This is a genomic window from Cellvibrio sp. (assembly GCF_053579595.1).
The window spans coordinates 1-13403 of sequence record NZ_JBRFPI010000088.1; the positions used below are offsets into that span (position 1 = coordinate 1).

The 13403-nt window shown below is 45.9% G+C and carries 15 protein-coding genes and 1 tRNA gene; 12 read left to right on the forward strand and 4 right to left on the reverse strand.

Annotated elements, in window-relative coordinates; all coding sequences use genetic code 11:
- The 8 genes from ACWA6V_RS07640 to ACWA6V_RS07675 all read left to right on the forward strand — a co-directional run.
- Positions 1-340: CHAT domain-containing protein (locus ACWA6V_RS07640; RefSeq protein WP_449521921.1), on the forward strand; the 340-nt coding region annotated here is incomplete at its 5' end.
- Positions 333-905, forward strand: coding sequence for an RNA polymerase sigma factor (locus ACWA6V_RS07645; RefSeq protein WP_449521922.1), 573 nt, complete (start codon positions 333-335; stop codon positions 903-905). The genes ACWA6V_RS07640 and ACWA6V_RS07645, both read left to right, overlap by 8 nt.
- An 82-nt stretch (positions 906-987) precedes the next feature.
- On the forward strand, positions 988-1635 hold the full coding sequence (locus ACWA6V_RS07650; RefSeq protein ID WP_449521923.1) for a hypothetical protein: 648 nt from the start codon (positions 988-990) through the stop codon (positions 1633-1635).
- Between the two features lie 32 nt (positions 1636-1667).
- Positions 1668-2027, forward strand: a complete 360-nt coding sequence (locus tag ACWA6V_RS07655) for a hypothetical protein (RefSeq protein ID WP_449521924.1) — start codon at positions 1668-1670, stop codon at positions 2025-2027.
- A gap of 300 nt (positions 2028-2327) precedes the next feature.
- Positions 2328-3185 carry a hypothetical protein gene (locus ACWA6V_RS07660; protein WP_449521925.1) on the forward strand — a complete coding sequence of 286 codons (858 nt, stop codon included), beginning with the start codon at positions 2328-2330 and terminating at the stop codon, positions 3183-3185.
- 118 nt (positions 3186-3303) lie between these two features.
- On the forward strand, positions 3304-3717 hold the full coding sequence (locus tag ACWA6V_RS07665; protein ID WP_449521926.1) for a hypothetical protein: 414 nt from the start codon (positions 3304-3306) through the stop codon (positions 3715-3717).
- Positions 3718-4058: 341 nt separating this feature from the next.
- Entirely contained in the window at positions 4059-5423 is a 1365-nt protein-coding gene (locus ACWA6V_RS07670; RefSeq protein ID WP_331352636.1) for an MFS transporter, read from the forward strand.
- A 206-nt stretch (positions 5424-5629) separates the two neighbouring features.
- Positions 5630-6142: a CBS domain-containing protein gene (locus ACWA6V_RS07675; RefSeq protein ID WP_449521927.1), complete on the forward strand. Its 513-nt coding sequence runs from the start codon at positions 5630-5632 to the stop codon at positions 6140-6142.
- Here the strand turns inward: ACWA6V_RS07675 and murI are convergent.
- Positions 6139-6966 carry a glutamate racemase gene (gene murI, locus ACWA6V_RS07680; protein ID WP_449521928.1) on the reverse strand — a complete coding sequence of 276 codons (828 nt, stop codon included), beginning with the start codon at positions 6964-6966 and terminating at the stop codon, positions 6139-6141. The genes ACWA6V_RS07675 and murI overlap by 4 nt on opposite strands.
- 126 nt (positions 6967-7092) lie before the next feature.
- On the opposite strand from murI, the gene rmuC reads away from it, so the two are divergent.
- From rmuC to ACWA6V_RS07695, 3 genes are read left to right on the forward strand one after another with little or no spacing between them, the layout of a single operon-like run.
- Entirely contained in the window at positions 7093-8628 is a 1536-nt protein-coding gene (gene rmuC / locus ACWA6V_RS07685; RefSeq protein WP_449521929.1) for a DNA recombination protein RmuC, read from the forward strand.
- A gap of 23 nt (positions 8629-8651) precedes the next feature.
- A complete protein-coding gene (locus tag ACWA6V_RS07690) occupies positions 8652-9125 on the forward strand; it encodes a DUF2489 domain-containing protein (protein WP_449521930.1) in 474 nt (157 codons plus the stop codon).
- A gap of 12 nt (positions 9126-9137) precedes the next feature.
- Positions 9138-9650: a GNAT family N-acetyltransferase gene (locus tag ACWA6V_RS07695; protein ID WP_449521931.1), complete on the forward strand. Its 513-nt coding sequence runs from the start codon at positions 9138-9140 to the stop codon at positions 9648-9650.
- A gap of 9 nt (positions 9651-9659) precedes the next feature.
- Here ACWA6V_RS07695 and trmA read toward each other — a convergent pair whose 3' ends face one another.
- Genes trmA through ACWA6V_RS07710 form a run of 3 tightly spaced genes read right to left on the reverse strand, consistent with a single transcriptional unit; the run spans position 9660 to position 12984 of the window.
- Entirely contained in the window at positions 9660-10748 is a 1089-nt protein-coding gene (trmA, locus tag ACWA6V_RS07700; protein ID WP_449521932.1) for a tRNA (uridine(54)-C5)-methyltransferase TrmA, read from the reverse strand.
- A 57-nt stretch (positions 10749-10805) separates the two neighbouring features.
- A complete protein-coding gene (locus tag ACWA6V_RS07705; RefSeq protein WP_449521933.1) occupies positions 10806-11540 on the reverse strand; it encodes a hypothetical protein in 735 nt (244 codons plus the stop codon).
- Positions 11541-11577: 37 nt separating this feature from the next.
- Entirely contained in the window at positions 11578-12984 is a 1407-nt protein-coding gene (locus tag ACWA6V_RS07710; RefSeq protein ID WP_449521934.1) for a two-component system sensor histidine kinase NtrB, read from the reverse strand.
- A gap of 230 nt (positions 12985-13214) precedes the next feature.
- On the opposite strand from ACWA6V_RS07710, the gene ACWA6V_RS07715 reads away from it, so the two are divergent.
- Positions 13215-13290 (forward strand) — tRNA-Val (locus ACWA6V_RS07715).
- Positions 13291-13403 lie beyond the last annotated feature (113 nt).

Consider the following 13403-nt stretch of genomic DNA (forward strand, 5'->3'; position numbering starts at 1 on the left):
TAAAATCACCGAGGGGACGTTGCGGGCAGGTTTAGTGTTGTTAGGTGCATGTGAAACGGCTCAAGGGAAGTTGGTGGGGGGGGAGGGAAGTATGGGGCTATCACGGGGATTTTTTGAGGCGGGAGCTAAGCGTGTTGTTGCTTCATTCTGGCCCGTGGAAGATAAGTCGACTGCCTATTTTATGGAGCAGTTTTATCATTCACTCTTAACAAATAATAAGGGGCCACTTCAAGCTTTGCAGGAGGCACAGCAAGCGGTCAGTCGGGTGCCTCGTTGGAGTCATCCATACTATTGGGCAAGCATGGCTTATTTTGGTAACCGGGAGGCGTGGCGTGAATAGCGCAGAAATGTTACAGCCGTTTAGTGCAACCGACTTGGTTGTGCGAATACAGAAGGGGGACCGGCTGGCAGAACGGCAGTTGGTAGAGCAATACCAGAGTGGTTTGTTGTTGATATTGCGTCGGCAAGCAAAGGCCGATATTGCTCAGGAGGTAGCTCAGGAAACCTGGCGTATCGTCATTGAAAAAATTCGCCTTGCCGAGCTGCGTGAACCTGAAAAATTAGGGGCATTCATTGCTCAAATCGGACGTAACCAGCTCATTATGCATTATCGCCGTGAGCGAAATGCAGGCGCTGACAGCGATCAAGTTCCAGAAGGAGAGCACACCCAGGGGCCTGTTGAACTACTGGAGCAGGCAGACGCCCAGCGTATTGCGCGCCAGTTGCTGGAGCAGCTTAATAAAAAGCGTGATCGCGAAATCCTGCAGCGTTACTACCTCGAAGAAGAGGAAAAGGACAGTATTTGCGAGGATATGGAACTTACCGATCTGCACTTCAATCGGGTGATCCATAGGGCCAAGCAGCGTCTGCGTCTGCTTGCTGAATCTATGGGTATAACTCTTTAAATAAATTTCGTGGAATAGGTGAGATAAGTTCACTTCTTCTGACACATAGAAAATGGGCAAGCGATTTGCCCAGGAGGTTCAAATGCCACAGTCACCACGCCAATCCGGTGATGACGAGCGTATAGATAGGTATGTATGCGGTAGGTTATCACCACAAGATGAGCTGGAATTTGAGGCCGAATTTATCGGTAATCCAAGTCTTGTAAAAAAAATAGAAGAGGCTTACGCGCTAAAGCAGTGTCTGGCGGAGGCAAAAACGCAGGGGGGCTTTAATAAATCAGATAAGCATTTTTCTCTACAAAAATGGTGGAGGTATTTTGCTGTGCCGCAAACGGCATGGGGGGCAGTGGCGGCTTCTTTGTTGTTGGTGCCGGTGTTTTTGAGCAGTATTCCTCAGTCCAAGCGAATGAGTGTGAATCCAGTGTCTGTGTATATGCTAGATGAAGAAAAATTCCGTAGCAGTGTTGATCAAGCAGAGAATAAATGCGTAATTAAAATTGCCCCAGGGCAATCTCAAAAGCTGATAGGTTTCACGGTACCTTCCGCTGCAGGAGGGGATATTAGATGGAATATCGAACTGCTGGATAATGAACGTAACAGGCTATGGTATGGGGAAGATTTATCTGCGGACGCCCGATCAGTTATTTACTTGGAAGTGGATCTTAATAGTACTGAGTACGATTCGCTTTCATGCGTTGTTAGTCGTAGTTTGGATGATGTTGTAAATTAACTCGGTGGTTTTATTAATAATTGGAGAACGTTATGGAAGAGGTTAAGTTTGAGGTTAAGGTTGCTTTATCTGATTGGTCGGAGTTTGAGCGTGGTGATGTGGTTCGGGTTGAAGTTGATGGAAGTGAAAAATTTATTTCTATTGAGAAATCGGATGGAAGCAAGGAAAGAAAATATAAAGTTACTGGTGAAAATATTCAATCGATTAATACTGAAGGAGCACAGTTTTTAAAAATTGATAAATATGACGTTGTCCGCGTTAATAGTTCTTTGAACGATACTGGAATCATCATATTTGGATCTTTTTTTGGTCGTTTTAGTTGGTTTGTTATTAATCTGAATGGAATTCCACTTACCCCAAGGAGCGGATCTGGCGGTGGATTGCAAAAATAAATCAGAAATTAACTGAGATAATCTGCATCAGTTCACCACAAGAATAGTAAACAAAGTTACTTTTCTTGTGGTGATAAAATGAAAATTCTTAACAACTCTGTCTTATTTCTGTTGTTAGTTACCTGCATATTTTTAAAATTTACCTTTAAAAGCAAGGTTTTCCTTTCCGATTTTTCCGCTTCATCTAATCCACTAACTTTTATGTGTTTAAGGTATCGCCTTTATTAGTGCGTGATTCACGCTGTGGGCGCTGCTATTTCATTTTTCTTGTTTTTATAAATTTAAAATTTGGAGAAAATCATGAGTAAATATGCATTGATTATCCTGTTGCTTGTTTCAATTAATAGCTTCGCGCAACAGAGTTCTGTCGCATCTTCATCAGTTTCGTCAGCCTCATCTTCCGGTTTTTTATCGGGTGAAGCAATTCGCAAGGAGCAGATTCAAAAGTTAACAACCGCTTATCAGTCATGGGGATATGCTTCTCCAGATGTGCTGGCAAAAGTGGCTGTGGATCATGGGCTGGATAGAAAAACATTGCGCTCAAGAGCTAAGTTTCCTGAGCTGACTGAAGCGCATTGGTTGAATAAGGTGCAGATTGACGGGCAGCGCTTTTATTCAAATAATGACTTTATGGGTGCGTCATTTCCTGTGCAGCTGAAATGTACAATTCATGACAAACGTATTTTTCACTTTTGTTTGGAACCTGAGTTTTTCTTGCCAAGTGCACGAGTATATTTTGATCGTGGAACGGACAAGGAAAAGAAACTTGATATGTTCCATAACGGACGGGTTAACGTAAATCTTGATTTTGCTTCAGTTTATATTCCTTGGCGTTTGAGTCATGCGGAATACTTTGATAATTGGTCCTGGGGTCCGCAACTAGGTGTTGGCATTACAACTTCAAGCATCACGGAGAAAGATGAAGAAGCAGAAACAGAAACAAGTGCAGCGGCGGTTGCCGATAGTTCATCTTCGCCTGTCGTAATGACCTCGCTCGGTTTAAAAGTCCGTTATAAAACATCTGACAATGGCGCAAATATCGGTTTTGAAATTGGTAAAGGATGGGGGTATTCCACTGATGAGTCTTTCGCGGATATTAAAGATCGTGCTTATTACGTTGGGCTTTCGTTGAAGGTTGCTATGCCTGAGAAAAAATAACTGAAAACTTCGGAGTGGATCAATAATTTTGGTAATTACGTGTGTTGGGTAATCTTAGTGCTCATTACTCAATGTCATTATAGTTATATCGAGCACATAATTAAGATAAGAGGTTTATATGCGCCAATATACTGATTTAATTGTTGTTCTGATTATGTGTTGTTTTGTTTCTGAGCATGTACATGCAGAAACTAAAGTTCAAACTATTACATCTGAGTGTACTACCAAGCACACAGATCCAGATGGTTCTAGAAATAATTGCCATGCAACACCAACGGTGTTAACGGCTCCTGATGGTTATGTATTTGCTGAGAAGTCTGTACAGGGAGGGTATACAAGTAAAGCCGGCTCCGAAAATAAATGTTCGTTTAAATTCGACAATTACATCGAGGTCATATCAGGTTCGGGAATAATGCAACCTAGAACAGTATCTCTTAAAGCGTATGCACTGTCGCCAAAGGGGGCGCTTACAGGTAAACGCGGTTGGTCGAAGTGTAAATACACGATTAAACTGTCAAAATATTTAAATTAGTAGCAAATGAGGGTGCCAAGCTAGTGACTTTAGGTTCGGCACCCCTATGTTTCATTCGTTCAGTAGTATTTGCTGTGGTTAATAAAAATGGATCGCTCCAATTAAGCTATTGTTCAATATAGGCTTTCTGTATAGTCTTACTTGTTCACTCCAGCGAAACATGCTACTTTTCCGACCCATAATAACTCTGCTACAAAAATAAGTTCAGACACGGACAATCTCCACGGCAAATAAGGTCAATACAAACAGGTGAGCGTTTCATCTGCAGATGGATATTTAGCAATATCCCTCAGTGCAGCTATGATTCCCTTTGTATTCCATAACTATAAACAAGTGACCCTATGAACCATCAAACTATTGGTAATTACCGGTGGACGATTTGTGCCCTCCTGTTTTTTGCAACCACTGTTAACTATCTCGACCGCCAGGTTCTCAGCCTTTTAGCTCCCGCTCTATCCAAAGAGTTCGGGTGGACTAACAGCGACTACGCCAATATCACGGCGGTTTTCCAATTCGTCTACGCCATTTCCATGCTCTTCGCCGGTCGTGTTATCGACAAGCTGGGTACCAAGCTGGGCTACATAGTGGCGATTGTGATCTGGTCTATTGGTGCGATCATGCATGCCTATGCGGTGCCTATCGGCCACTTCACTAACAATGTGTTGGCGATTGCAGGTATAGCGGCGATTCCGGTTTCGATTATCGGTTTTATGATTTCCCGCGCCGTGCTGGCGATAGGTGAGGCGGGTAACTTCCCTGCGGCGATCAAAGCCACCGCTGAATACTTCCCTAAAAAGGAACGTTCTTTTGCGACGGGTATTTTCAATTCGGGTGCCAACGTAGGTGCGATTCTTGCGCCTTTGACTGTGCCCTGGATTGCGGTTAACTGGGGCTGGCAAACCGCGTTTATTGTGATTGGTGCCATTGGCTTTGTGTGGATGGTGCTCTGGCAGATTTACTACGAAATCCCAACCAAACAAAAACGCCTGAGTCAGGCTGAGCTGGATTACATTAATACCAATCCGGGTGAAGCGCCGGTTGTGCCCGTTGAAGAAGAGTTAAAAACCTCCTGGTTTAAATTGCTCGGCTATCGCCAAACCTGGGCATTTGCGTTTGGCAAGTTTATGACTGACGGTGTTTGGTGGTTCTTCTTATTCTGGTTGCCAAAATATTTGGGCGAACAATACGGGTTGACCGGCACTCAGCTGATGCTGCCGTTAACCGTGCTTTATAGCTTGACCATGTTCGGCAGTATCGGCGGCGGCTGGTTCCCCACCTATTTTATGAACAAAGGCTACAACGCTTACGATGGCCGCATGCGCGCCATGTTTGTTATCGCCTTGTTCCCATTGGTGGTTTTGTTAGCCCAGCCATTAGGCCACTACGGTTTCTGGGTTCCGGTCATCCTGATTGGTATAGGCGCCTCTGCACATCAGGCTTGGTCAGCGAATATCTTTACTACTGTGTCTGATATGTTCCCCAAAAAAGCGGTGGGTTCAGTGGTGGGTATCGGCGGCATGGCGGGCGGTTTGGGTGGCGTATTCTTGTCTAAAACCGGCGGCTGGTTGTTTGACTACTACGGTGCCCAGGGCAATATCCACACCGGCTACGCGATTATGTTTGCAGTCTGTGCGGTCGCTTATTTGCTCGCATGGGGCGTGATGAAAACCCTCGTGCCCAAATACAAACCGATTACCGATCTGTAACAATGTGATTGGATTGGCAAGAGCCGCTGGGTTGATGATCCAGCGGCTTTTTTATTGGTCTTAAATACATCGATATTTATCAGTCGATAATTTTAATGCAGAAAAGATCTAATTATTGTGCGAGTTTTGTGAGCTGTTGGGTGTCGAATTTATCGTCTGCGTTAATACTTAATGAGCATGTAAATTTCGCCACTGAGGAACCTGCTATGTCGATAACCCATAAAAATAACCTTACTGCCCAAGCCATTATGAGCAAGACCCTGCTGAGCGCCTATGAAGGTTGGACTATTCACCGGCTAGCGGAATTTTTTATCAAGCATGGTATCTCCGGTGCGCCTGTCATCGCATCAGACCATGAATTAGTGGGTGTGGTAACTGTTTCAGATATTTTCAAATTCAGCAGTATGGATGAAAACAATCGCCGCGAAGCGCTGCGCAATTATTATCGTGAAAGTTGCGAAATTGATTTGGATGAAGCCAGCCTGCGCGACTGGAGTAATCGCGCTGAATATAACTGCACCGTGCACCAGATTATGCAGCACGAAATTATAACGGTAAGGCCAGAGGCCTCTGTGGCAGAAGTTGCTGCGGTGATGGTGAAAAACAATATTCACCGTGTGGTAGTGACGGAAAAGAAAATAGCGTTAGGCGTAATTACCAGTATGGATATTTTGCGCAACTTGCAGCCCGACGGACATGAGTTGCGTTTGGTTGTTTAAATATTGAGATAAGTCTGCTGATGAATGCCAAAACCGGTTAACGCTGGTGCCAATCGTTCTGCTGCTTCGGTTACTTTGGTAAATGCCGCAAGATGCTCGGGTAAATAACCTGCCGGTGGCTCAGGAGCATCGGCAAGTAAAAACTCTACCCGTCTGGCAATCGCTGCCCCTGAATCAATCAACTTCAGTTGCGTGGGCAGGTGTTGCGCCAATTCATCTTTTAATAGCGGGAAATGGGTGCAGGCTAGTACCAAAACATCCATTTGTTCTGCTTGATCTGTGTGCATCAATTCTTGCGCGATCCTGCCAATAGCATTTACATCAATCGCTTCGCCGCGCAATTTTTGTTCGGCGATTTGTACCAGTTCGCTACTGCCCAACGAAATTACCTGGCAATTAGCCGCATACTCGCGGATTAATTCATGGGTGTAGGGGCGCGCAACTGTTGCGGGGGTGGCGAGTAGGCCGATCACCCCGGTTTTGCTCATCAGCGCCGCCGGTTTGATTGCCGGTACAACCCCGACAATTGGCACATTCAACTTGCTGCGCAAATGCGGCAGGGTGAGGGTGCTGGCGGTATTGCAGGCGATAACGAGGATATCGGCCGGATAGCGTAGTAAGAGTTCGTTTATAACCAGATCCACTCGTTCAATCAGTTCCGCTTCACCTTTGGTACCGTAAGGAAAAAACGCGTTATCCGAGGCGTATACCAGCGGATTCAGCGGCAAGCGTTGCTGGATTTCGCGGGCGACACTCAAGCCGCCGACACCGGAATCGAATACCAGAATGCGGGGGGCTTGAAAGGATTGGGTGGAATTGGTCATAAGTGAGTTAATCAGCGATGAGTTAAATCAATGGCCTGAATACGGCGATATGTTGCTAAAATGGCCGCGATTTTAACGGCCATGGCTGATAATGCCTAGCTGCGTTTTACATTCTGGAGTTTTCTTGTGAATCCATCGGTATTAACTCTTATTGCCGCCCTGGCTGGCTTGGCTATCGGCGCCCTTATTGTGTATTGGATTGTTGGTCGTCGCCTCGATCAAGCCGTGTTTGCCAAAACTCACGAGCTTGAATCCGCCCTGCAGCAATTACAGCACAGCCATGCGCTGCGCGAAGCGGCACTGCAACAAGAGGGCAATCAGCTCAAATTGCAGGTGGCAGACATCAAAACCCAGTTGCAATCCACACTGCAACATGCAAATGAATTACAGCAATCTCTGGGTGTTTCCCAGCAGGATGCAGCCGGCCTGCGAGAGAAAACCCGTCACTTTGATGAGCTGCAACAACAATCCCTGCGTAAAGATGAGCAGCTTACACATCTTGTTAAAGAAAACACCGAACTCAAAACCCGTTTGGAGCAGGAACGCAAAAATTTCGCTGAACAGTTGGCGCTTTTGCAAAATGCCAAAGTGGAATTGGCTAAAGAATTTGAAAACCTCGCCAACAAGATTTTTGAGAACAAGCAGCAGCAATTCAATTTGAATAGCAAAAGCCTGCTCGACAATACGCTCGATCCTCTGAAGCTACAGCTCACCGAATTCCGCAAAAAAGTAGAGGACGTGTACGAAAAAGAAAATGCGGATCGCAATCGTCTTTCCGGGCAAGTGGTGGAGTTGCAAAAGCAGGCACAAAAAATCGGCGAAGACGCGGTTAATCTGGCGCAAGCACTCAAAGGCAATAGCAAGGCACAGGGTAATTGGGGTGAAGTAGTGTTGGAGCGTTTGCTGGAGGAATCCGGTTTACAAAAAGGCCGCGAGTACGACACTCAAGTTAATTTTACTGGCACTGATGGCTCGCGGTTGATGCCGGACGTAATTATTCATTTGCCGGAAAATAAAGACATTGTTATCGATGCAAAGTGCTCGCTGGTTGATTACGAAAAATTCTGCAGTTCTGATGATGAAACTGAGCGTAAGTATTTTCTGAATGCCCATGTGAATTCGTTGCGTAGCCATATCAAAAGTTTGAGCATTAAGGATTACGAAAAGCTGGATGGTATTAAAGCGCTCGACTTTGTATTTATTTTTATTCCGATTGAGGCAGCGTTTATGTTTGCCTTGCAACATGAGCCAGGTTTGTACCGCGAAGCCTATGATCGCCATATCATTCTAGTAAGCCCAACGACCCTCTTGGCAACTTTGCGCACAGTAGAAAATATCTGGCGCTACGAAAAACAAAACAAAAATGCCGAGCGTATCGCCAAAGAGGCGGGCGCCTTGCACGACCAATTTGTATTGTTGCTGGAATCTCTGGATGCGATTGGCAACTCGCTCAATAAAACCCAGGAGGCTTACAGCAAGGCCCGCGATCGTCTACAAACCGGGCGCGGCAACTTGGTGAAACGTGTGGATGACATTCGTCGCTTGGGCGCAAAAACCAAAAAATCCATTGCAGGCCACTTATTGGAAGATGCCGGTGCTGAGATTGAGACCGAAGAGCTTTTATTGGATGTGAATCAGCCTGATGATGCAGGTGGACGTTAACACTTTTTGAGAGCGTAGTAGCAATGAATGTATTGTCGATATTAATTATGTTGGGCGCATTAATTATTCTGATACTGGCAGTTATCGCCGGCCGGTTGGTTTATAAAGTATATCTTCAGAAAAAAGACCGCGCAGTTAAACTACAAGCACTGGAAGCAGCCAATGAAAAAGCGCAAATTGAACGGCGCGAATGGGTCAATAAAAGTATCCAAATTTTGGCGCAGGCAGTTCATAAAGACGAATTGACGCTGACTGAAGCCAGTATTCGTATTTCCGGTCTATTAGATTCACTCGATGTCAATGCCGATATAAAAACTGAATTTTCCGCTTTCTATCAGTTGCGGGAAAAAACCAGTCACATTCCTTATTTGGAATCTTGGCAAAATCTTTCCGATGCCGACCAGAAAAAATTTGATCTGGAACGTCTGCGTCATGAAAGCACTTTCAATGATTTTGTGATGGATGCCGCCAAGCGCATTCAGGGGCGGGATTTTTAGGGCTATTTGAAAATGACGGTAGAGTTTATTTGTCGCGCTATGCGATTGAGCGATATTGCGGATGTGATTCGTATTCAGGCTGAAGCTTATATCGATGAAATTCTGGAAACTGATGAGGTGATTCGCGCCCGCTTTGCGCAAACGCCGGATACATCCTGGGTGATCGAACGCGCTGGTGAAGTCTGTGGTTATCTGGTTGGTTATCAGTCAGCGTTGGGCGAGGTATCGCCTTGGGGCAGTGAGTTTGCCCACAAGCCTGAATCAACAGTCTTGTATTTGCACGACCTCGCCATTAGCAAATCGGCCGCAGGTTGCGGCTTGGGGCCGCTGTTGGTGAATCATGCTTTGGTGGAGGCGCAGCAGCGTGAACTGCGCGCGGCGGCGTTGGTATCGGTGCAAAACTCCAAATCCTTTTGGCAGAAATTAGGTTTTAGTGAGTGTGATCAGCTGGACAATACCCAGCAACATAACCTTGCATCCTATTCTGGCCCTGCGATTTATATGACGCGCGAGCTTGCTGGTTAATTTCCCCAATTATTTTTTCTGCAATACCACACCGCATTCCACATGGTGTGTGTAGGGAAACTGATCAAAAATGGCAAAGGCTTTGATGCTGTGCGTTTGAGTAATTGTTTTTAAATTTTCGCGCAGTGTTTCCGGGTTGCAGGAAATATACAGGATATTATCAAAGCGCTGGGTAATGCTGGTGGTGTGTGGATCAAGTCCGGCGCGTGGTGGATCGACAAAAATAGTAGAGAAATGGTAATCCGCTAAATTGACATGGCGCAGGCGATTAAACTCGCGCACGCCATCCATCGCCTGCGAAAATTCCTCGCTCGACATGCGGGCAATCTGGATGTTTTCGATCTGATTTGCAGCAATATTATATTGCGCTGACTCCACAGAAGTTTTGGATACTTCGGTGGCCAAAACCTTGCTGAAATTTTGTGAAAGAGGCAAGGTAAAGTTGCCGTTACCGCAATAGAGCTCTAATAAATCTCCGCTCAATCCTCTGCTGTTTTTTACCGCCCATGTCAGCATAGCTTCGCAAATTTTTGCATTGGGCTGGGTGAAACTGGCCTCCACTTGTTGATAAGTATATTCGCGCCCTGCAACGGTCAAACGTTCAATAACATGGTCGCGCTCAACCAATAACCGCTGCTTGCGACTGCGGCCGATAATATCGATTCCCAGCAACTGTTTCAGTGATTGTGCTTTGACTATCCAGGCTTCATCCAGCGGTTTGTGATAAATCAAGGTCACCAGTGCTTCGCCACTTTGGGTAGTTAAAAAATCGACCTGGTAGAGTTTGCGGCGCAACAAATCATCGCTATTAATTTCCTGCAATACGCGCGGCATCAGTTGGTTCATCAATGCAGAGCCAACGGGAAATTCATGAATCGGGTAGGGGCGTTTGAATTCGTCCTGGGTGAACATCACATATTCGGTGCGTTCTTGTTGATGCCATACGCGAAACTCCGCGCGCATGCGGTAATGTTTTTCGGGGGAGCTGAAAACGCTGATTTCCGGGAGCGAGAATTCGGAAAAATCGTGCTGGATTTTAGTGAGTTTTTCGGCGAGCTGCTGTTGGTAACTGGCGGTGGAGAAATCTGTGGGTGTCATACGGGGGCTCATAAAAGAAGAAACAAGCCGCAGGTGGCTGCGGCTTGGTATGGCCCATTATAACTTCTTCGCCTCACATTTGCCCCATTCACAGGTGATCACAGCTACGGCTTTTTCGCCACAGAAGTTGGCATAGGCTTCATTCGGCCATTGATTGGTAATGCTTAGTGTATAAGCGGCGGTGCAGCTGGATTCATGCGCTTTGGCAATGGTGAAATAAGTGGCTCCCTGGGATGTGCCTGATAGTCCGCCAGCGAGTTGTGGTACGTCGGAAATATTGAGGTCGAGCGGTAAATGGGTGAGTAGTTCGGCTTGATAGGGGGCGATCAATGGATCATTGGTGAGTGGAAGTTTGTTACCGCTGATTTGCGCCAACCTGAATTGACAGGTTTTTTGTTTATTGACCGGGCTGCGTTGCGCTAGTGCCAGCTCATTGGTTGCCCGGCTCCGCGCATCCAGTACGAGCCGAATGGCTGCTGGTGCAAGGGTTTTACCATCATAGGTAAATGTGTAGTTGGCTTGCTGTTGGCTGTAATAGCTATCGGCTGCTGCAACCAATGATGAATTTGCATTGATCCAGTTTTGTTGTATATCGATTGCATCGAGTTCGGTGTCGCCGCCTAAGGCGGAGCAAGTAGAAAATAGGGTGGAGAAATAAACTGCTTCACTGAGTATATGGGTTGCTGCTTTTTCAAGGCTGTTTGCATCAGTAGGGGCTACTGGTTGATTCGCGCAACCGCTCATAAGTGCAGCACTAAAAACTGTAAGGTAAAAAGATTTTTTGTAGATCATTATTATCTCTCAGGGGCCATGAAGTTAATGGTTGTTGTTACTGAATCGGCAAATGAATAATAAAATTACTGCCTTTGCCGGGCACAGTTTTTACATCAATCGTTCCCTGGTGACGCTCGGTGATAATGAAATACGAAACAGATAACCCCAAGCCAGTTCCAGAACCCAATTCCTTGGTGGTAAAAAAGGGTTCAAAGATGTGCTGGCGAATAGTATCGGCCATACCGGGGCCGTTGTCCTGAACCTCGATCACAAGATGGTGGTTTTGTGGATAGGTCCTGATCCAAATGCAGGGTTGTTCTACCGCGCTGCTTGCGAGCGCTTGTTTTGCATTGCGCAATAAGTTCAGCAATACCTGCTGTAATTCCGGGGCGGAAGCATGCAGTGGTGGCAGTGGGTCGGCAAATTCAGTGATGATCTGCAATGCATGCTCACTTTGCGGTTTGGTGTAGCTGCTGCGGTTAAGTGCGATAGTTTGTTCGATGAGATGCTTGATATCAACCAAACTGGTTTTGCGCTGTGAATTGTGGGAAAACTCCAGCATATTGCGCACAATGGTTGCTGAGCGTTCGCCCGCTTCGCGGATGGAATCGAGCATCTGTGGGATTTCGCGCGCATGGAGATAGGTATTTACTTGCGGAAAATCGATACCTAATTCAGTCGCGCGCGTTTGATTGACGGGAAAGTTGGCGTCTGTGCGGCGCGCAATATTTTGCACGTTTTGCAAAATCACACTGAGTGGATTATTGATTTCGTGTGCGATGCCTGCAGCTACTTCGCCCAGTGAATACATTTTCTCATTTTGTATCATCAGGTTTTCGATAGTCACTTTTAGCGTGACATCGTCCACACGAATAACAGCGCCTTGTTGGGTGCTGGAAATTAATGGATAAATGGTAATTTCAAAGTAACGTTTTTTTTCGTCTTCATCGTTTTGTGTGTGTTGTATTGCGTGAGGTACGCCACTGCGGATGGAATTTTTTATCGCGTTGAGGGTGAAGGGGAAGAGCGGCAACAAATCCATTATTTTTCGGTCGAGCGCTTCATTGGAAAAAATCTCAAAAGTGTTTTCTGCAGCGGCGTTCCAATGGGTTACATCACCATTTGCGGTTACACCAATAATAATGGATGGCATGGAGTTGATCATGCTTTGTAAATACAGTTTAGTCTCGCGCAATTGACGTCCGGTCTGCTCGTGCCGTGCGACTTCATCGATCAATAGGTTATTGGTGGTGTAAAGGCTTTCCGTGCGTTCGCGAATTTTTTCTTCCAGTGCTTTTTGCGATTCCTTTAATGCTTTGCGCGCTCGCTTATTGCTTAGGCGGCTGCGCTGTAAGCCAATAATTAATAATGTTTGTAGTACGAGCAGCAGTATCACCACTATGCCCATCCAGGGGCTGGAATCGCTGTGGGAGAAACTGGTGATGAACGGGTCTGCGGTCATAGGGTATGTGTGGGGTTTGGATTGGAGTATCGATAATCTACTCTTTGCTTTTGATTATATCGACTTGAATTCTGTACAGGACCTTCAATTTGTGTGCTCTTGAATCTTTTTTGCTGCATTTTTATCCGCCGTTGATGAGCTTTTAAGCGAATCTGAAAAAGTTTAAATGTTTAGCTAAAAAAAGTTTGACAGCACAGCCAGATTCGATAGAATGCGCACCTCTCAACGAGGGGCGGTTAGCTCAGTTGGTAGAGCAATGCCCTTACAAGGCATGGGTCACAAGTTCGAGTCTTGTACCGCCCACCACATTTTTACGCTCTCATGAACAAGGGCAATAAAGTAAAAATGCAGGTGTTGAGAAATATGCGGACCGGTAGTTCAGTCGGTTAGAATGCCGGCCTGTCACGCCGGAGGTCGCG